Annotated in this window: 19 protein-coding genes; 5 read left to right on the forward strand and 14 right to left on the reverse strand. The window is 71.4% G+C overall.

The genetic code is table 11. The annotated features are described in order from the left end of the window. Positions 1-78 precede the first annotated feature (78 nt). Positions 79-1,458: a rhodanese-like domain-containing protein gene (locus LG278_RS16880; RefSeq protein WP_404388638.1), complete on the forward strand. Its 1,380-nt coding sequence runs from the start codon at positions 79-81 to the stop codon at positions 1,456-1,458. A 16-nt stretch (positions 1,459-1,474) separates the two neighbouring features. On the opposite strand, the gene LG278_RS16885 is transcribed toward LG278_RS16880, so the two are convergent. Further along, positions 1,475-2,986 (reverse strand): carboxylesterase/lipase family protein, encoded by a 1,512-nt coding sequence (locus LG278_RS16885; RefSeq protein ID WP_404388640.1) that lies wholly within the window; start codon positions 2,984-2,986, stop codon positions 1,475-1,477. 31 nt (positions 2,987-3,017) lie between these two features. Further along, positions 3,018-3,596, reverse strand: a complete 579-nt coding sequence (locus LG278_RS16890) for a TetR/AcrR family transcriptional regulator (protein WP_404388641.1) — start codon at positions 3,594-3,596, stop codon at positions 3,018-3,020. Positions 3,597-3,740: 144 nt separating this feature from the next. On the opposite strand from LG278_RS16890, the gene LG278_RS16895 reads away from it, so the two are divergent. Then, positions 3,741-6,020 carry a glycoside hydrolase family 3 C-terminal domain-containing protein gene (locus LG278_RS16895; RefSeq protein WP_404393696.1) on the forward strand — a complete coding sequence of 760 codons (2,280 nt, stop codon included), beginning with the start codon at positions 3,741-3,743 and terminating at the stop codon, positions 6,018-6,020. A 189-nt stretch (positions 6,021-6,209) separates the two neighbouring features. On the opposite strand, the gene LG278_RS16900 is transcribed toward LG278_RS16895, so the two are convergent. The 3 genes from LG278_RS16900 to LG278_RS16910 all read right to left on the reverse strand — a co-directional run bounded on the left by LG278_RS16900 (position 6,210) and on the right by LG278_RS16910 (position 7,528). After that, a complete protein-coding gene (locus LG278_RS16900) occupies positions 6,210-6,815 on the reverse strand; it encodes a rhodanese-like domain-containing protein (protein ID WP_404388642.1) in 606 nt (201 codons plus the stop codon). A gap of 144 nt (positions 6,816-6,959) precedes the next feature. Then, on the reverse strand, positions 6,960-7,133 hold the full coding sequence (locus LG278_RS16905; RefSeq protein WP_404388643.1) for a hypothetical protein: 174 nt from the start codon (positions 7,131-7,133) through the stop codon (positions 6,960-6,962). 68 nt (positions 7,134-7,201) lie between these two features. After that, a complete protein-coding gene (locus LG278_RS16910; RefSeq protein ID WP_404388644.1) occupies positions 7,202-7,528 on the reverse strand; it encodes a rhodanese-like domain-containing protein in 327 nt (108 codons plus the stop codon). 193 nt (positions 7,529-7,721) lie between these two features. Here LG278_RS16910 and LG278_RS16915 point away from each other — a divergent pair, with 193 nt between their 5' ends. Beyond that, positions 7,722-9,014 carry an MFS transporter gene (locus LG278_RS16915; protein WP_404388645.1) on the forward strand — a complete coding sequence of 431 codons (1,293 nt, stop codon included), beginning with the start codon at positions 7,722-7,724 and terminating at the stop codon, positions 9,012-9,014. Between the two features lie 13 nt (positions 9,015-9,027). On the opposite strand, the gene LG278_RS16920 is transcribed toward LG278_RS16915, so the two are convergent. The 9 genes from LG278_RS16920 to LG278_RS16960 form a co-directional block, all read right to left on the reverse strand. Next, on the reverse strand, positions 9,028-9,654 hold the full coding sequence (locus tag LG278_RS16920; protein ID WP_404388646.1) for a DUF6766 family protein: 627 nt from the start codon (positions 9,652-9,654) through the stop codon (positions 9,028-9,030). 127 nt (positions 9,655-9,781) lie between these two features. Beyond that, positions 9,782-10,195, reverse strand: coding sequence for a hypothetical protein (locus LG278_RS16925; RefSeq protein ID WP_404388648.1), 414 nt, complete (start codon positions 10,193-10,195; stop codon positions 9,782-9,784). A gap of 47 nt (positions 10,196-10,242) precedes the next feature. Continuing rightward, complete coding sequence (locus LG278_RS16930) at positions 10,243-10,521, reverse strand: ANTAR domain-containing protein (RefSeq protein WP_404388649.1); 279 nt, start codon at positions 10,519-10,521, stop codon at positions 10,243-10,245. Positions 10,522-10,784: 263 nt separating this feature from the next. Next, complete coding sequence (locus LG278_RS16935) at positions 10,785-11,417, reverse strand: YqjD family protein (protein ID WP_404388651.1); 633 nt, start codon at positions 11,415-11,417, stop codon at positions 10,785-10,787. Next, positions 11,414-11,869 carry a phage holin family protein gene (locus LG278_RS16940; RefSeq protein WP_404388652.1) on the reverse strand — a complete coding sequence of 152 codons (456 nt, stop codon included), beginning with the start codon at positions 11,867-11,869 and terminating at the stop codon, positions 11,414-11,416. Before LG278_RS16940 ends, LG278_RS16935 begins: the two co-directional genes overlap by 4 nt. After that, positions 11,866-12,729 carry a hypothetical protein gene (locus LG278_RS16945; RefSeq protein WP_404388654.1) on the reverse strand — a complete coding sequence of 288 codons (864 nt, stop codon included), beginning with the start codon at positions 12,727-12,729 and terminating at the stop codon, positions 11,866-11,868. The genes LG278_RS16940 and LG278_RS16945 overlap by 4 nt, the downstream gene beginning before the upstream one ends. Positions 12,730-13,043: 314 nt before the next feature. Further along, on the reverse strand, positions 13,044-13,919 hold the full coding sequence (locus LG278_RS16950) for an NAD(P)H-binding protein (protein WP_404388655.1): 876 nt from the start codon (positions 13,917-13,919) through the stop codon (positions 13,044-13,046). Then, a complete protein-coding gene (locus tag LG278_RS16955) occupies positions 13,916-14,446 on the reverse strand; it encodes a nitroreductase/quinone reductase family protein (protein WP_404388656.1) in 531 nt (176 codons plus the stop codon). Before LG278_RS16955 ends, LG278_RS16950 begins: the two co-directional genes overlap by 4 nt. An 87-nt stretch (positions 14,447-14,533) precedes the next feature. Continuing rightward, positions 14,534-15,292, reverse strand: a complete 759-nt coding sequence (locus tag LG278_RS16960) for a FadR/GntR family transcriptional regulator (RefSeq protein ID WP_404388657.1) — start codon at positions 15,290-15,292, stop codon at positions 14,534-14,536. Positions 15,293-15,437: 145 nt separating this feature from the next. On the opposite strand from LG278_RS16960, the gene LG278_RS16965 reads away from it, so the two are divergent. Together LG278_RS16965 and LG278_RS16970 are read left to right on the forward strand one after the other, a co-directional pair. Next, the gene (locus LG278_RS16965; protein ID WP_404388658.1) at positions 15,438-17,243 is read left to right on the forward strand and encodes an L-lactate permease; all 1,806 of its coding nucleotides are present in this window, start codon (positions 15,438-15,440) and stop codon (positions 17,241-17,243) included. After that, a complete protein-coding gene (locus LG278_RS16970) occupies positions 17,240-18,010 on the forward strand; it encodes a (Fe-S)-binding protein (RefSeq protein WP_404388660.1) in 771 nt (256 codons plus the stop codon). The genes LG278_RS16965 and LG278_RS16970 overlap by 4 nt, the downstream gene beginning before the upstream one ends. The last annotated feature ends 86 nt before the right edge of the window (positions 18,011-18,096 follow it).

Below are 18,096 nucleotides of genomic sequence, written 5' to 3' on the forward strand. Positions count from 1 at the left end.
GAGACCCGGTGGAAATATACCCCCATGGGTATCGGTTACGATGGTGTCAAGAGCTGCTGCGCAAACCCAAGGAGACCCATGTACTTCAGCCAGTACTACCTCGACTGCCTCTCCCAGGCGTCCTACCTCGTCGGCGACGAGAAGACCGGCCAGGCCGTCATCGTCGACCCGCGCCGTGACGTCGCGGAGTACCTCGACGACGCCCAGGCGCACGGCCTCACGATCGTGGGCATCATCAACACGCACTTCCACGCCGACTTCCTCTCCGGCCACCTCGAGCTGGCCCGCGAGACGGGCGCCTGGATCGGCTACGGCGCCGCCGCCGACCCCGAGTTCGAGGTCCGCTCCCTGCGCGACGGCGAGCGCATCAGCCTCGGTGACGTGACGCTCGAGATCATGGAGACGCCCGGCCACACCCCCGAGTCGATCAGCGTCCTCGTCTTCGAGCACGCGGACGACGACACGGCTTACGGCGTGCTCACAGGCGACGCGCTCTTCATCGGTGACGTCGGCCGTCCCGACCTGCTGGCCTCCGTCGGCGTGACCGCCGACGAGCTGGGCCGGATGCTCTACGACTCGGTGCAGCACAAGCTCATGGGTCTGCCCGACGCCGTCCGCGTCTTCCCCGCCCACGGCGCCGGGTCCTCCTGTGGCAAGAACCTCTCGACCGAGCGGCAGTCGACGATCGGCGAGCAGCGGTCCTTCAACTACGCCTGCCAGCCGATGAGCGAGGCCGACTTCCTCGAGGTCGTCACCGCCGGTCAGCCGCCGGCGCCCGCCTACTTCGTCTACAACGCGACCCTCAACAAGCAGGGTCGGGGCGTGCGCGACACCGACGCCGTCATCCCCGCACTCACCGACGAGCAGGTCGACGCGGCGCTCGCCGCCGGTGCGGTCCTCGACGACGCCCGTGACCAGCAGGAGTTCGCCGCCGGTCACGTCAAGGGCTCGATCAACGTGCCGTGGGACGGCCGGATGGCCGAGACCGTCGGCAGCGTGCTCACCCCCGAGCAGAAGGTCGTCATCATCGCTCCCGAGGGCCAGGAGCAGGAGATCGCGACCCGATTCGCCCGCATCGGTTTCGACAACGTCCTCGGCTACGTGCCGGACCCGGAGGCCTACCTGCTTGCCCACGAGGATGACGTCGAGCACGCGAGCCGCCTGACCTCGACGCAGGTGCAGGCCGCGATCGAGTCCGACGACGTGCAGATCGTCGACATCCGGGGTGCCGGTGAGCTCGAGGTGGGCATGCTCCCCTACGCCCGTCACATCCCGCTCGCCGAGCTGGCTCGCCGCAGTGGCGAGCTCGACCCGTCCAAGCCCGTCGTGCTCTACTGCGCGGGCGGGTGGCGCAGCAGCGTGGGCGCCAGCCTGCTGCGCTCCCAGGGCTTCAGCGACGTCTCCGACATCATGGGCGGCTACGGCGCGTGGGCGCTCGTCCACGCCGTCGCCTCCTGACGGACGGCCCGACCCCTCACTCCATGAGGGCCCGCACGTCCGAGTAGCCGTCACCCTCGACGGAGCCCGGCGTGTCGAAGACCCAGGTGAGCCGCGCTGGCTCCGACCAGTGCGGCCACCCGGGCACGCCGCGCACCACGAATTCCACTGCGGCGCGGTGGAGGTCATCGGCCAGCCCCTGAGGAGGCCGCGGACCTGCCAGGGCGGCGACGCGGTCGAGACCCAGGCAGTCGAACCAGAACGGCACGTCGAGGCAGTGCACCGACTCGCCGAATACCGGCGAACGCCACGCGAAGCGGTAGAGCCACGACGGAGCCGCCCCGCGTGCAGCGAGCACCTCGAGCGTCGCCGTGCGGAAGAGTCGGTCGGTGACGTAGCGCCCGACGAGATCAGACGTCGAGCGCTCGCCGCGCGCGGCGAGATAGCGGTCGAGCGCGGGCGGAGCCAGTCCGAGAGCCGCGAGCGCCTCTCGCCCAGACAGGGCGTCGAGCGGCCCCCGCGCCTCGTGGACGAGGAGCGCGAACTCGTCGTCGGTCGCACCGATCACGAGCGGCACCCCAGCGCCGGTCCCTGCGCGGTAGGCGTCGAGGGTCGGCACGGGCAGCAGGTCACCGTCGATGACGGGACCGAGGCTCAGCCCCTCCGTGACGAGGTCACGGGCCGGCGCCAGCGCCGCGTCCGGCAACACCGAGCTCCCGACGGCCGCCTCGTCCCCCGCCTCGCCCACCGCCTCGTCGAGCGCGAGCTGGTGCGCGAGAAGCTCGGCCTCCCCGACCGACGTGAACCCCTCCCGGTCGGGCGTGACGCCGGCAGCGACGGCCAGGCGGGCGGCATACCGCTGCGCCCGATCGGCCGGGATGCCGGGCACGAGGCCCGACAGCGACCAGGCGGCGGCGAACAGGCCCTGGGCGGCCGGCATGCCGAGGAGCGTCAGCACCGCTGCGCCACCGGCCGACTGGCCCGCGATCGTCACGCGGGTCGGGTCGCCCCCGAAGGCCGCCACGTTGTCCCGCACCCAGCGGAGCGCCAACAGCCAGTCGAGGACGCCGCGGTTGGGCGGCGCGCCGTCGATCCACCCGAAACCGTCGAAACCGAGCCGGTAGGACACGGTGACGGTGACGACGCCGTCGCGGTTGAAGGCCCGACCGTCGTACCACGGGCTGGCCGGCGACCCGGCGACGAAGCCACCCCCATGGATCCACACGAGCACGGGGAGCCCTGCGCCCGTGGGCAGCCCGGGCGCCGGGGTGAAGACGTCGACGTTGAGCGTCGCGTCACCCGGGACCGACGGCTCGGGGATGAGGGTCACCTCAGACAGCGCTCGGCGTTGCGGTGTCGGGCCGTGTGCCGTCGCGTCGAGCACACCGGCCCACGCCTCCTTGGGCTGCGGCGCCGCGAATCGTCTTGCACCGGTGGGTGGCTCGGCGAAGGGAATGCCGAGGAACGCCGCTGACCCCTGGCGCCAGACGCCACGCACACGCCCCGTCGTGGTCGTCGCCTCCGGGGGTGTGGCCCGGTCGTCGATCATCGGGCTCCCTCTCGTGTCAGGCCGATCGAGGTCATGGCACCCGCCGCAGAGCTGCCCAGAGATGCTCCAGCTGTGCCGCCATGTCGAGCTCGGACTCGAGCCCCCACTGCGTCTGCAGCCCGTCGGCCGCCGCGAGCAGGATCGTCGCCACGGACTCGGCGTCGAGCGACCGCGACAGCTCGCCCCGCTCCTGCGCCGAGCGCACCGCCTCGCCCAGCTCGCTCCTCAGCCGGGCATAGCGCCGCGTGAAGTGATCGTGAGCGGCGTGGTCGGGGTGGGCGGCCTCGGTCGAGAGCTCAGCATGGAGCTGCACGAGACCCGGCACGTCGGCGTTGTGCCGAACGACCTCGATGAGCCCCTCGACGCGGGCCTGCGGGTCAGCAGGCATTCGCTCGCGATCGACCTCGTCACGGCGTCGCAGGATCTCGACGAAGAGCGCGTCCTTCGACGAGAAGTAGTGCAGCAGACCCGCCTGGCTGAGGCCCACCGCCTCGGCGATGTCGCGCACCGTCGTGCGGTGGTAGCCGTTGCGGGCGATGACACCGAGGGCCGCGTCGAGGATCTCCTCACGCTTGGCGACGCCCTTCGCGTATGCGCCTCTCTCGGCCATGCGCGCATCGTACGGCCCTTGCGCGGCAAAAACCGAGCGTCGTATGGTTTTGGCTGGGTCGCAGAGCTGCGACCTGCCGAAAGGACAACCGTGAGCGACCTCCAGCACGACGCCTCATCCCCCACCGCCGCAGACCTCGAGGCGATGCTCGCCGAGACCCCGGAGGGGGTCGTCGCGCGACTGACCCTCGAGGAGAAGGCGGCGCTCACGAGCGGGTCGAGCTTCTGGTTCACTCAGGCCGTCCCGCGGGCCGGCATCCCCGAGGTCATGCTCACGGACGGGCCGCACGGCGTGCGCAAGCAGCGCGAGGGGGGAGACCACCTCGGACTCGCCGACAGCGTGCCGGCCACCTGCTTCCCTCCGGCCGTGGCGCTGGGCTCGACCTTCGACCCCGAGCTGCTCGAGCGCGTCGGCGTCGCGCTCGGCGAGGAGGCCGTGGCGCACGACGTCGGCGTGCTGCTCGGCCCCGGCATCAACATCAAGCGTTCGCCGCTGTGCGGCCGCAACTTCGAGTACCTCTCGGAGGATCCCCTCGTCTCGGGCGTTCTCGGCGCAGCGCTCGTCCTCGGCCTGCAGAGCCAGGGCGTCGGGGCCTCCCTCAAGCACTTCGCTGCCAACAACCAGGAGACCGACCGCATGCGGGTCTCCGCAGACGTCGACGAGCGCCCGCTCCGCGAGATCTACCTGCGCGGCTTCCAGCGGGTCGTCGAGGACGCCGAGCCGTGGACCCTCATGTGCTCCTACAACAAGGTCAACGGCACCTATGCCTCGCAGAACCGGTGGCTGCTCACCGACGTGCTGCGCGGGGAGTGGGGTTTCACCGGCCTCGTGATGTCGGACTGGGGCGCGGTGGACGACCGAGTCGCCGGGGTGGCTGCAGGTCTCGACCTCGAGATGCCATCGAGCGAGGGGCGCACCGACGCCGAGATCGTCGCGGCGGTCCGGGAGGGCCGGCTCGAGGAGTCGGTCGTCGATGTCGCCGCCACCCGGGTGGTCGACCTCGTGCAGAAGGCGCTGCGTCGCCACGGCAGCACAGCTGCGGCCAGCACCGGAGACGGAGCAGGGGGCCACGACGTCGAGGCGCACCACGCCCTCGCTCGTGAGGTGGCGGCGCGTAGCATCGTCCTGCTCGAGAACGACGGCATCCTCCCCCTCGACCCCTCGACGCGGGTCGCCGTCATCGGCGCGTTCGCGACCCAGCCCCGCTACCAGGGCGCCGGCAGCTCGCTCATCAACCCCACCCGGCTCGACACGGCCCTCGAGGGCCTCCGCCAGCACGCCGATGCGGACCACCTGACGTATGCCGCCGGCTTCCTGCTCGGCGAGTCCGACTCCGGCACCGCAACGCCCGGCGCCGCGGCGCTGCTGGAGGAGGCCGTCGCGGCCGCGGCCTCGAGCGACGTGGCCGTGCTCTTCCTCGGCCTGCCGGCCGAGCTCGAGTCCGAGGGCTTCGACCGCGACGACATCGACCTCCCAGCCGACCAGCTGGCCCTCCTCGAGGCCGTGGCCGCCGCCAACCCGCGTGCCGTCGTCGTGCTCTCCAACGGTGGCGTCGTGCGCCTCGGCGCCGTGGCGGACCGGGCTGCGGCCGTCGTCGAGGGCTGGCTGCTCGGCCAGGCCGGCGGCACCGCCGTGGCCGACGTGCTCTACGGCGTGGCCAACCCGTCGGGCCGGCTCGCCGAGACGATCCCCCATCGGCTGCAGGACTCCCCCGCCTACCTCGACTTCCCCGGGGAGCACGGGCACGTCCGCTACGGCGAGGGGATCTTCGTCGGCTACCGCTGGTACGACGCCCGCGACCTCGACGTCGCCTACCCCTTCGGCCACGGCCTGTCCTACACGACCTTCGCCTACTCCGACCTGGCGGTGACGGCGCACGCGGGAGGCCTCACCGTGAGCCTGACGGTGGCCAACACCGGCCCGCGCGACGGTCGCGAGGTGGTGCAGGTCTACACCGGGCCGGCATCGTCACAGGTGTCCAGGCCGCCGCGCGAGCTGGCCTCCTTCGCGTCGGTGGCGCTCGCGGCCGGAGAGCGCCGTGTCGTCGAACTGACCGTGCGACGAGCGGACCTCGCCCACTGGGACGTGCGCGCAGGCGCCTGGCTGGTCGAGGGTGGGCCGTATGCCGTCGAGGTCGGTGCGTCGAGTCGCGACCTTCGGCTCTCCGCGGCCGTCGTCGTCTCCGGCGACGAGGTCCGGCTGCCGCTGTCGCTCGAGTCCACGATGCAGGAGGTGATGGCCGACGAGGAGGCGGCCGAGATCGTGCGGCCCGGGCTGTCTCGCTTCCTCGACGACGCCGAGATGCTCACGCTGCTGGGGTCGGCCCCGGTCGGTCGGATCCTCGGCTTCCCGGGCACCGGCGTGGAGCCTGCGGAGGTCGGCCTGCGGCTCCAGCGCCTCAACGCCGAGCGTGGTCTCGGCTGACGTGGCCGTCCTCCGGCCGCACGAGGGCGCCTCACGAGGGCGCTGCCTGCTGGTGCTCCGACACGCCTGCCCGACACGCTGCCCGACACGCTGCCTGACACGCTGCCTGACACGCTGCCTGACACAGCGACGACCTCCTGCAGCCGCATGGAGTGCGGGGTGCAGGAGGTCGTCGCAGGTCGGGTCTGCTCAGGCGGTGGGAGCCGAGAGCTCGCGAAGCACGCTGTCGAGGCTCGGCTCGCCGGTGCGGTTGTAGGGCAGCATCGACAGGGCCTTGCCCATGGCGCAGCTGTTCGTCAGTGCGGCGCCGGTGAGCCCGGCGCCGATGGCGCCCGAGACCCACTTGGCGGCTGGCAGTCGGATGCTCGCCAGCACCCCGGCGAGCACCAGGCCACCCGCGACCAGGCGGACCTGCCGCTCGAGCTCCCAGGTCTCGGAGCCCCGGTTGAGCGGGAGGCCGGCAGACTCCCAAGCGGAGACTCCGCCGGAGAGGACGTGCAGATTGTCGAGGCCGGTGGCCGACAGCAGACCCTCGGCCTGCCCGGCCCTGGCCCCGGACCGGCAGATCAGCACGACGTCCTCGTCGAGGTGGTCGCGCAGCTCGTCGCGGTGCTCACGCAGCAGGCCGAGCGGCACGTTGTAGGAGCCGGGGATGTGCGCGGTGGTGAACTCGGCGGCGCTTCGCACGTCGAGCAGGCGAGGCCGGTCCGGACTCGCCAGCCATTCCTCGAGGGCCGCGGCGTCGAGGGCTGCGGGGTGGGATGTGCGGGGGGCGGTGCTGGAGGTGGTGCTCATGGTTCCTTTCGTCGGACCCCGAAAAGGAGTGGCACGCGGCGGGTTGCCCACCGCGTGCCACTGGGGCCAATCGCCGACCGACCCCTGATGAGGTGCCGGACGGTCGTCGGTCAGTCGTTGGTCAGTCGTTTGGTCAGCCGTCGGTCAGCTGCGTCCGAAGAGGCGACCGAGGAAGCCTCCGGACGAGGCGCTCTCGGCCTTGACGTGACCGGCGCAGCGCTGCGACGCCGGGACGTTGCGCATGACCTGGTCGACGTGCTGGCCGCAGCCGGCCCACGTCGTCTTGCCGCAGGTCCTGCAGTTGGCGGGTCGGCACATGGTTGTCTCCTTCTGGTGGAACGGGTGGGTGGTGGTGCTGGAGGTCGTGGGGCAGTGGTGAGTGAGCCTCAGGCTGCCGTGGGGCGAGCGCCCCGCACGACAGGATGCCCGGACTGGACCCAGGCCGCGGTGCCGCCGTCGACCGAGCGGGCGTCGAAGCCGGCCCGCTCGAGGTAGTCGGCCATGGCCCGGCTGCGGTTGCCGCTGGCGCAGATGACGAAGACCGGCCGCGAGCGGTCGAGCTCGGCGACGCGGGAGGGCAGCTGCCCCATCGGCATCAACACTGCGCCCGGCACGTGTCCGCCGACGTACTCGCCGGGCTCACGGACGTCGATGACGACGGCGCCGTCCGCATGCGCGGCAGCGAGCGCGCCGACTGTCGTGGTCGTGGTCATGAAGTCTCTCCTCACACAGTTCTTGGATACCTATGGGGGTATCTCTCGGGACAGAGCGTAACCCGACGACGGCCCTCCGCGCCAATCGAACGGCATACCCCCATGGGTATAGAATCATTGCGTCACAGCGGCCTGACGGAATGGCCCGCGCCCGCACGACCGCACCGCGTCACCTTGGCCAGAACGGGATTCCATGAACGACACCACCACGCACCGCCGGAGGGCGACCCACCTCGGCCTGCGCCAGAACGCCGCGCAGTTCGGGCTCCTCGTCGGGGTCAACGCCCTCGTGGGTGGCATGCTCGGTCAGGAGCGGACCGTGCTGCCCCTGCTGGCCGAGTCCGAGTTCGGCCTGCAGGCCTACACGGCGGGGCTCACCTTCATCGTGGCGTTCGGGCTGGCGAAGGCGGCCACCAACTACGTCGCCGGCACCCTCGGCGACCGCTACGGGCGCAAGCCCGTCCTCGTCGCCGGGTGGGTGCTGGCCCTGCCTGTGCCGATCCTGCTCATCTGGGCGCCGTCGTGGGCCTGGGTCGTCGCCGCCAACGTGCTGCTCGGCATCAGTCAGGGCCTGACCTGGTCGACCACCGTCGTCATGAAGATCGACCTCGTGGGCCCCGCCCGCCGAGGCTTCGCCATGGGCCTCAACGAGGCAGCCGGCTATCTCGCCGTCGCCGTGACAGCCCTCGCCACCGGCTACCTCGCCGAGGCGCACAGTCTGCGGCCGACGCCCTTCTACCTCGGGATCGCCTTCGCCGCCCTCGGGCTCGGGCTCTCGACCCTCTTCGTCAGGGAGACCCAGGGCCATGCGCGGCTCGAGGCCTCGCTGCACACCCCGCGACCGGACGGCAGGCACGCTCACCTCCACGGGGACCTGACGAGCCGTGAGGTCGCGGTCCAGACCAGCTTCCGTGAGCCGGCCCTGTCGTCCGCCAGTCAGGCCGGTCTGGTCAACAACCTCAACGACGGCCTGGCGTGGGGGCTGTTCCCGGTCCTCTTCACCGGCGCCGGGCTCTCGGTGGGCAGGATCGGCGTGCTCGCCGCCCTCTACCCCGCGGTCTGGGGGCTCGGCCAGCTCGTCACGGGAGCCTTGTCGGACCGCTGGGGGCGCAAGTGGCTCATCGTCGGCGGGATGGGGCTGCAGGCGGTGGCCCTCGTCGTGATCGCGATCTCCAGCTCCTTCGCCCCGTGGGCCGTGGGCGCCGCGCTCCTCGGTGCGGGCACCGCGATGGTCTACCCCACGCTGCTCGCCGCCGTCGGGGACGTCGCCCACCCGTCGTGGCGCGCCCGCGCCGTCGGGGTCTATCGCCTGTGGCGCGACGGTGGATTCGCCGTCGGCGCCCTGCTGGCGGGCGTCGTCGCCGACGCTCTCGGGGTGCGGGCCGCGGTGTGGGTGGTCGCCGTCCTCACCGCCCTCTCCGGGCTCGTCGTCGCCCTTCGGATGTACGAGACCCACGACACCCGTCATCAGCCCGATCCCGGATGAGCCGCGTGGCCTTCTAGCCCTCGACGCCCGTGGACGTGTGCGGCTGCCCGACCGGTTTCGACTCCGGCGAGCCGCGCTCCCGCAGGTAGATGCTGAGTACGACCATGCTGCCGACAGCCAGGAACTCCGACTGCCAGTTCTGGAAGGTGCGGTTCCAGAAGTCAGGTGCCGACGCATACTCACCCCAGCCCAGCGGGGCCTGGAGCTCCTGAATCTGCTCCGCGTTGTAGGCACTGCGCCCCGCGACGAACTGAGCGAGCCATGACAGCAGGAAGATCAGGCCCATCGTGAGTCCCAGCGACCGGGAGTAGACCGCACGACGCCATCCATCGACCTTCGCCCAGGCCGGAGAGTCGGTCAGGGCGTGGGGGCCGACCTTCTGCTCCTCGTCGGACTCGCGTCCGACCTGGTCGAGGGGCTTGGACTCGGGAGAGCCCTTCTGCACGAGCCACACCGTGAGAAGAACGAAGAGCAGGAACTGCAGGTACTCGGACTGCCAGTTCTCGGCGACGTCGACAGCGAACTGGGACGACCTCACGTAGTCGAGCAGGCTCATCTGGGGCAGTCCCGCCCCGCGGGCCTCGTCGTTGTAGCCAGCCTGCCCGGTGACCGCCTGCCCGACGAGCGCGGCCAGCAGCAAGACCGGTGAAGGCGAGAGTGAGGCCCTGCTCTTTCACCCACCTCATCGCTGAGACAGCCCGATCACCAGGCAGTAGGCGAGCCCCGCTGAGATGAAGACGAGATAGCCGACGAACACCGAACGCACGTCACCCTCCCTTGATGTCGCAGTCGTAGGGCCCATCACCCCGAGGCGTGCACCCGGCGGCCGTGATCCTCCAGCCGTCGTCGAAGCGGGCCAGGAAGACGGTGTCCTGCTCCAGGCGCACCATGGCGTCGAGCCCGTAGACCTCAACGTCTCGCACGCGTCCACCGTCTGCGAGGTGCGCGGCAGTCAAGCCACGGCCGCAGCTGCCCGAGGCCTGCTCCAGCTCCATCGCGCTCTCTGGTGCGAGGAGCGCGCACGCAGCTTCCACGTCCGAGACCGCGTGGGACCTGAACTGAACCACCACGGAGGCGACGTCTCGGGCCTCCGGGTTGCCCTGTTGCGGGCCGCAGCCCGACCCGGTCGCGGTGACGATGATGGCCGCCACGAGGACACGTGAGCCGAGGGACGTCTGCACGCATCACCCCTACCCACTGCCGGGGCGCCTCAGCGGCGGCACTGACGTCATCTCGAGCTGCAGGGCAGCTCACCGGTGTTGAGCACGTCGAGGGCCAGGTCGCACAGCTTGCGATTCTGGTCTTGGCTGGCCCGGCGCAGGAGGTCGAAGGCCTCCTCGCGCGTCACCTTTCTCAGAGCCATCAGCACCCCCACGGCCGCGCCGATGTCGCGGCTGTGGCCAAGAGCACGCCTGAGGTTTGCTGCCTCCGTGTCGGCGGCATCGAGCCGCTGCAGCATCTCGAGGATGAACTGCTCGGTCTCGGTCAGGTCGACGTCGACCGCCAAGATCCCTTGGCTGACGTGGACGGACTGGGCCTCATGCACGGGCTTCGGCAACGAGGTCGACGATCGTGTCATCGTGCATCTCCTGCGACGGCTGGTGCTTGAGAGCGCGGTGCCTGCTCCCACCCGCTCCTGGGGCCAGCGTAATCCGTCGCGAACGGCCGGTGCCAGCCTTTGCGGGCAGCCCGCGACCCCGTGGCGGGTGACCATGTGGGCGCAACGGAGGGCGCCGACCTCGAGGTCGACGCCCTCCGTCTGACGCGAGGTCAGTGCTGCTCGCGCACCGCGCTCGCGGAGTCGGTGGCACTGTCGCGCACGTCGCTCGTGGCCTGCTGGGCCTCCTGCTTGACGTGGTCGGCCGAGGTCTGCGCCTGGTCCTTGACGGCAGTCACGGCGTCGGACGCGGGGCCCTTGAGGTGCTCGCCGGCCTCGGCGGCCGCGTCCTTGACGGTCGACTGCGCCGCCTCGACGACGGGCGCCGCCTTCTCCTTGACCGTCTCGCTCAGCTCGCGCTCCTTCTGCGAGGCGGGCAGCAGCGAGCCCAGCAGCCACCCGGCACCGAGGGCGATGAGGCCCGCGGCCAGGGGATTGCCGACGGCCCGGTCCTTGACGGCGGCGGCAGCACCCTGGGTCTTGTCGCCGACGTCCGACGCCAGACCGGACGCCCGGTCGGCGGTGGAGCTGCCGGCGTCGGAGGCGCTGCCCATGATGCGGTCACGCAAGTCGCCGGCCTTGTCCTTGACCTTGTCGGCCTGCTGCTTCGCCAGGTGGCTGGGCGTGACCGACTCACCGAGCGCGTTGACGTCCCGGCTGAGGTTGCGCCGGGTCTGCTCGATCTCGTCGCGGATCACGTCGGGGTCGGTGCTCGTCTGCCCGGTCTGGCTGTCGTAGGTGCTCATGTCGTCTCCTGTCCCTTGAGGGCATCCGGAACTCGCTTGGTGGTCTCGAGGGTCCGGGGCATGCCACTCACACGTCTCATGTCTTGACGGCCCATCGCAGCGAGGATCGCTGCGACCAGGGCCCAGATGGCCATCACGATGAGGGCTGCCCAGGCCCTGCTGTCGATGGCTCCCGCGATCCACTCCCACACGGCGAGGGAGAGGAAGAGAGCGGCCATCCAGCCGCCCAGGGCCGCGCCGCTGAAGAGGCCCGCGGCCTTGCCGGCCTGCGAGGCCGACTCCCGAGCCTCCGCCTTGGCGAGCGCGACCTCCTGGCGCATCAGGGTCGACAGGCCCGAGCTGATGTCACCGACGATGTCGCCCAGCGACGCCGTGTCGGCCTTCTCGTGAGCGCTCACGTCGTCGACCGGGCCCGGGTGCGAGCCCACCGGGCGCGATGCCTGGGTGCTCACCGCAGCCCCTGGCCGAGCTCGACGCCCTCCACACCCTCGATGCCGGGCCGGGGGTGGGTGTAGGTCGCCGGGTCGATGCCCGCGTCGACGCGCGTCGGGTCGGTGCCCACGCTCGTTGCCGGCCGGGCGGCATACCCCGGGGTGCCGGGGAGGTCGTCGCCGACGGCGGCGCGCGAGCCCGTGCCCGCGCCCGTGGTCTTCGAGCTGTCCGAGCCCGCGGTGAGCCCGCGGGTGAGCCGTCCACCGATCAGGCCGGCGACGGCCGCGGCGGCGAGGAAGGTGCCGGGACGCCGGCGCGCGAAGTCGCGCACCTCGTCGAGGACCTCCCCGGGCTGGCGCTGCTCGAGCCAGCCGGCCACCGACTGCACCCGCTCGGCCGCCTGGCCGGCGAGGTCGGTCGCGATGCCGCGCTGCTCCGAGGTGGAGGCCATCTGCGTGAGCTCGTCGCCCAGGCTGCGCAGGCCCTTGACGGCGCGGTCGCTCTGCCCCGACGCCTGCTCGGTGGCCTCGCCGCGGAGCTGCTCCAGCAGGGTGCTGACCTGTGAGCGCGCCTCTGCGACAACGTCCTTGGCCTCCGAGACGGCCGTGTCGGCCACCTGGCGACCGCTCTGCGCGGCGTCCGAGGTCACCGACGCAGCCTCGTCGCGGTCTGACGTGGAGGCGGCGCCGTTACCGGTCGAGTACTCCGGCAGGCCCGCCTCGGGCATCGTGCCCGAGAACGGCTCGACGGGCTCGCTGACTCCGGTCGGGGTTGCGCTGGTGACCGACGTGGAGTCGTCGTATGCCGCGTGCTGCGACAGCGTCGTGGCGTCAGTCTCATCGAACGACGTCCCCGACGGGGTGTGTGGATGCTGGGTCATGATGTGCCCTTCCTGCGCGCCGGCCGCAAGGGACCCGTTTCTTGAGCCGTGGGAAGCCGACCGGCGACCGTCTGTCTTCCCTCACTACCCGACGGGCGCAGCATCTAGTCCGTCCGCATCCACCGATTTTCGACGGAAGGGCCCCGAACCTGCCGTCGCGCAAGCCCCGTGAGATCGCGGCCTGCTGCGAGACGACGGACCGAGCCACACCGAACCGCAGGCCACGAGCCCGCAGACCCTCACTGCGAGCGGAGGACAGCGTCCACGACGTGTTCGATGAAGCTGACCGGAGCGGGCCGCCCCGTGCGCGGGGGTCACTGGGCTGGCCGTGCCCAGGTGGCCGCGTGATCGCGCACGTACTCCTCGATGGAACGAGCCGGCCGGCCCAACAGGTGACTGAGAGTGGGGTCGACGTGCTCCGCGTCACCGCGCCGCAGCCCAACGTGCAGGACCGTCTGCACAGCCACCTGCGCGATCGGCAGTCCTCGGGAACGCAGGTGTCGTGCGTAGCCCAGGACCGTGGCAGGCTCATATCCGATGTGGCGCCCCAGGGCGGCCGTCAGCATGCCGGCGAGGTCGCCGAACGTGACTGCCTGAGGGCCGGTGAGCGTATAGCCGCGACCCCGGTGCGGCCCCGGCTCGGCCAGGATCCCAGCGGCGACCGCGCCGATGTCGTCGGTGTCGACGAAGGCGACAGACCCCTCTCCTGCGGGAAGGTGGATCCTGTCGTCCTCCGTGATGTCTCTCCGGTAGGCATCGGCGAGGTTCTGCGCAAAGAAGCCCGGCCTCAGGATGGTCCAGGATGGTGCGTGCTGCCGCAGGTGGGTCTCGACTCGGTGATGCGGCACGAGCCGGTTGGTGTCGGCTCCAGCGACAGACGAGAAAACGATGTGCGGCACACCCGCCGCGACCGCAGCCTCGATGAGCGCGTTCAGTGTGGGGCCGACTCTCGAGACGGGCGGCGGCCGCAGGAGCAGCAGTCCGCCGATGCCCTGCACCGCCGGGCCGAAGGTCTCGGGCCGAAAGAGATCGAGGTGCACGCTCTCGACCCCTGGGGTCGCTGCCGTCGCCGACGCCGGAGCGGGGCCGGCGACGCCCGCCCGCACCGGCACGCTGCGCTCCACGAGGGCGCGCACCGTGGCAGCGCCTACGTTGCCGCGCGATCCGACCACGAGCACCGGCCCCCTCACACCTCACCCCTCGCAACGTCGAGGTGGATGAGGCTGAGGTGTTCGCGCCGCACGGCGTCCTCGAGCTCCGCCGGCGTGGGCACGCGCGGCACGTTGATCCGGATGCCCAGACGGCGGCGCGCCTGGTCGGGTCCGAGGTCCCTGATCATGCGCTCGTAGACCTCGGCGACGGCCTCGGGCCGCTCCTCCAGCGTCGCGGTGGCCGGCACGCGCTTTCCGAGCAGGGTGAGCTCCACCGGCGTCGCTCGCCCCCGCAGGTTGACCCGCCAACGCGAGCTCGACACCACGAGCAGGCGGCCGTCCGGGAGCCGGTGGTAGGCCACGGGGGTCGAGTACACCCGCCCCGAGCGGCGTCCTGTGACATGAAGCAGGAGCAACCCCTGGCCCACCTTGGTCGACCGGCGCCGCCCGGAGAGCAGCCACGTCAGGACGGGGTTGGCGAGACGCGTCATCATCGCGGGAGGGACGACGCGTTCGACGGGCACGGTTGACGGCACGGGTGACGGCTCGGGTGACGGCTCGGTCATGGCGCCACCGTACGGCCACGCAGCCGCCCGCCAGGGTGCGCCGCAGGGGTCCGGAGGCCGTGGTGTCGCGGCCCGGCACCCGAGGGGCTACGCCGGGGCTGCCTCGCCCACAGGGTTGAGGCTGCGCCAGGCCCCTCGGATGTGCGCCTCCACCAGCCGCTCTGCCTCATCGCCGTCGCCACGGGCGATGGCGGCGTGGATCGCCTCGTGGTCGCGCCGGAGCCCTTCGACGACGTCGTCCCAGGAGTCGAGCCGACGGAACCGGTCGAGGATGGGCAGCCGCAACGACTCGCGGATCGCGACCGTCAGGTCGGTCGCGAGACTGTTGCCCGCCGCGGCCGCCACGGCCACGTGGAACTCCGTGTCGCAGTCGTTGAACCGCACGCGCTCGATCTCGGGATCGGCCATCGCGTCGAGGAGGCGTCGCATCGTCGCCAGGTCGGCAGCCGTCGCATGGGTGGCCGCGAGGCGGACACTGAGTCGCTCCAAGGCGATTCGCACCTCGATGACGTCGGAGAGGGCGAAGTTGGCAAGCGCGACGTGCAGGCGCAGCAGCCGCGTCAGCGCATCGGTCGGCACCGCCCGGATGGTGGTGCCCCCCGTGGCACCGGCGCCGACTGCCGAGTGCACGACGCCCTGCGCCTGCAGGGTGCGCACCGCCTCGCGCACCGCGGGCCGGCTGACGTCGAGCAGCTTGGCAAGCTCCCGCTCGGGCGGCAGCCGGTCCCCCACCCGCAGCTCTCCGCTGAGGATGCGGTCATCGACCCAGCCGAGCACGACCTCGAAGGCCCTCGGGCCGCGGTCACCGGGCGCGCCGGCGGCAAGGGGAGCGTCGTCAGCAGGCACCGGCACAGCATGCCACGACGACCCCGTCGTCCGAAAGAATGGTCAGACCATTGACAGGCCCCCCTCCAGCCCCCTACTTTTCAGGCACTCCTAATGGTCTGACCATTAGGTCTCCCAGCCCAACGTCGTGCGACTCGGAGGACCCATGCCCCTCGCCACCCTCGTGCCCACCGCCTTCCAACCCGACATCGACCCGGTGGGTGACAGCCTCGCGATCTCGGCGCTCGTCGCCCTCGTGCCTCTGCTGACCGTCTTCGTCACGCTGGGCCTGCTGCGCTGGAAGGCGCACTGGGCCGGACTCACGGCTGTCGCCGTTGCCATCGTCGTGGCGTCCCTCTTCTTCGGTATGCCGGTCGAGCTCGCGGTCCTGGCCGCCACCCAGGGCGCGGCCTTCGGGGTCTTCCCCATCATGTGGATCGTCTTCACGGCGATCGTGCTCTACCAGGTCACCGTGCGCTCCGGCCGGTTCGAGGACCTGCGTGCCACCTTCCACCTGATCTCGGACGACCCCCGGGTGCAAGCGATCATCATCGCCTTCTGCTTCGGCGGTCTGCTCGAGGCGCTGGCGGGCTTCGGGGCCCCGGTGGCGATCACCGGCGTCATGCTCATGGCTCTCGGCTTCTCACCGCTGCGCGCCGCCGCGGTCGTCCTGCTCGCCAACACCGCTCCCGTGGCCTTCGGGGCGATCGGCACGCCGATCATCACCGCCGGCGCCCTCACGGGCATCCCGTACACCGAGATCGGGGCCTACGTCGGGCACCAGACCCCCATCCTCGCGGCCTTCGTGCCGCTCCTGCTCGTGCTCATGGCGGACGGCCGGCGCGGCGTGCGCCAGACCTGGCCGGTGGCCGTGGTCGTCGGTGTCACCTTCGCCTTCTTCCAGTGGCTCTCGGCGACGTTCATCTCGGTCGAGCTGACCGACATCATCGCCTCGCTCGCCGGGCTGGCCGCGGCAGTCCTCTTCCTCAAGGTCTGGCAGCCCACCGGACGCGAGTCGGCACTCGAGACGCTCCACCTCGAGCGTGAGCGCGACCTCGTCTCGGTGGCGTCGGGCTCCACCGCCTCCGCTGCCGGGTCGGCAGGCTCGACCGCCTCGGCCACCCCGGCAGAGGGGGAAGACGGCACCACGGCGCCGCGGGCCGTGGCGGGCGGCAACGACTACACCGTCTCGGCCGACGAGCTCGAGGCACGTGCCCGGTCGCTCACCCCGGGCCGGATCAGCATGGCGCTCTTCCCCTACGTGCTCGTCATCGTCGTCTTCGCGATCGCCAAGCTCGTGGCGCCGGTCAAGGCCTGGCTGGCGAGCACCGACCTCAAGATCGGGTGGCCGGGCCTCTCCGGCGAGGTGCTGACCCACGCCGGCACGCCGAACCCCTCCACGACCTACACCCTCGCGTGGCTCAGCTCCCCCGGCACCATGCTGCTCATCTGCTCGCTCATCGTCGCCCTCGTCTACGGCATCGGCCTCAGCGGCTGGGGCAAGGAGATGGCGGCGACGGCCCACAAGATGCGGTTCGCGTTCCTGACTGTCGCGTCGGTGCTGGCCCTCGCGTACGTCATGAACCTCTCCGGCCAGACCATCACCATCGGCACGTGGATCGCCGCGACGGGCGCGCTCTTCGCGTACCTCAGCCCTCTGCTGGGCTGGATCGGCACCGCCGTCACGGGCTCGGACACGAGCGCGAACGCCCTCTTCGCGACGCTCCAGCAGAGCGCCGCGCAGACCGCCGGCATCGACCCCACGCTGCTCGTCGCGGCCAACACCTCCGGCGGCGTCGTCGGCAAGATGATCAGCCCGCAGAACCTCACCATCGCGGCCACGGCCGTCGGGTTGCTGGGCCGTGAGGCCGACATCCTGCGCAAGGTCCTGCCGTGGAGCATCGGCCTGATCATCGCGATGTGCCTGCTCGTCGGGCTGCAGTCGAGCGTTCTTGCTTGGATGCTGCCATGACGACGCCGACTCCTCGCGCGACCGACCTGCGGGTCGCGCTCTTCGCGACCTGCTTCAACGACACGATGTGGCCCGAGACCCCCAAGGCCACCGTCCGGCTGCTCGAGCGGCTCGGCTGCCGGGTCGAGTTCCCCATGGAGCAGACGTGCTGCGGGCAGATGCTCACCAACACGGGGTATGCCGCCAAAGCCCTGCCGCTCGTGCGCCGCTTCGTCGACGTGTTCGGCGACTACGACGCCGTGGTCGCCCCGTCGGGATCGTGCGTCGGCTCGGTCCGCGAGCAGCACCCGATGATCGCCTCGTCGGGCGGCGACGCGGGCCTGCAGAGACGCGTCGAGCAGCTGCGACCCAAGGTCTACGAGCTGTCGGAGTTCCTCGTCGACGTGCTCGGCGTGACCGATGTCGGGGCCTGGTTCCCCCACCGCGTCACCTACCACCCCACCTGCCACTCGCTGCGCATGCTGCGGGTCGGCGACCGCCCCCTCCAGCTGCTGCGGGCCGTGCGCGGCATCGACCTCGTCGAGCTCCCCGGCGCCGACGAGTGCTGCGGCTTCGGTGGCACGTTCGCGATGAAGAACGCCGACGTGTCGGTCGCCATGGGCGCCGACAAGGCGCGACGCGTCGTCGAGACCGGCGCCGAGGTGCTCGTCGCCGGCGACAACTCCTGCCTGGCCCACATCGGCGGCATCCTCGGGCGCGAGCGCTCCGGGGTGCGCAGACTGCACCTGGCCGAGATCCTGGCCTCGACGAAGGAGCACCCGGCATGAGCGCGACGACGCCACCTGCGGCACCCGGCGATGCGGCATACGGCAGCACGACCCGCACGGCGGGCGAACCGACCGGGGGGCCCGTC

Origin of the sequence: Humibacillus xanthopallidus (genome assembly GCF_044793955.1) — a bacterium.
In the GTDB taxonomy this organism is placed as follows: Bacteria; Actinomycetota; Actinomycetes; order Actinomycetales; family Dermatophilaceae; genus Humibacillus; species Humibacillus xanthopallidus_C.

Bases quoted from the DNA above. Each gene is read 5' to 3' on its own strand.
- LG278_RS16890 (WP_404388641.1), bottom strand. From the start codon at position 3,596: ATGGCCGAGAGAGGCGCATACGCGAAGGGCGTCGCCAAGCGTGAGGAG.
- LG278_RS16935 (WP_404388651.1), bottom strand. From the start codon at position 11,417: ATGAGCACCTACGACAGCCAGACCGGGCAGACGAGCACCGACCCCGAC.
- LG278_RS16970 (WP_404388660.1), top strand. From the start codon at position 17,240: ATGACGACGCCGACTCCTCGCGCGACCGACCTGCGGGTCGCGCTCTTC.
- LG278_RS16965 (WP_404388658.1), top strand. From the start codon at position 15,438: ATGCCCCTCGCCACCCTCGTGCCCACCGCCTTCCAACCCGACATCGAC.
- LG278_RS16915 (WP_404388645.1), top strand. From the start codon at position 7,722: ATGAACGACACCACCACGCACCGCCGGAGGGCGACCCACCTCGGCCTG.
- LG278_RS16885 (WP_404388640.1), bottom strand. From the start codon at position 2,986: ATGATCGACGACCGGGCCACACCCCCGGAGGCGACGACCACGACGGGG.
- LG278_RS16955 (WP_404388656.1), bottom strand. From the start codon at position 14,446: ATGACCGAGCCGTCACCCGAGCCGTCACCCGTGCCGTCAACCGTGCCC.
- LG278_RS16900 (WP_404388642.1), bottom strand. From the start codon at position 6,815: ATGAGCACCACCTCCAGCACCGCCCCCCGCACATCCCACCCCGCAGCC.
- LG278_RS16905 (WP_404388643.1), bottom strand. From the start codon at position 7,133: ATGTGCCGACCCGCCAACTGCAGGACCTGCGGCAAGACGACGTGGGCC.
- LG278_RS16910 (WP_404388644.1), bottom strand. From the start codon at position 7,528: ATGACCACGACCACGACAGTCGGCGCGCTCGCTGCCGCGCATGCGGAC.
- LG278_RS16880 (WP_404388638.1), top strand. From the start codon at position 79: ATGTACTTCAGCCAGTACTACCTCGACTGCCTCTCCCAGGCGTCCTAC.
- LG278_RS16945 (WP_404388654.1), bottom strand. From the start codon at position 12,729: ATGACCCAGCATCCACACACCCCGTCGGGGACGTCGTTCGATGAGACT.
- LG278_RS16895 (WP_404393696.1), top strand. From the start codon at position 3,741: ATGCTCGCCGAGACCCCGGAGGGGGTCGTCGCGCGACTGACCCTCGAG.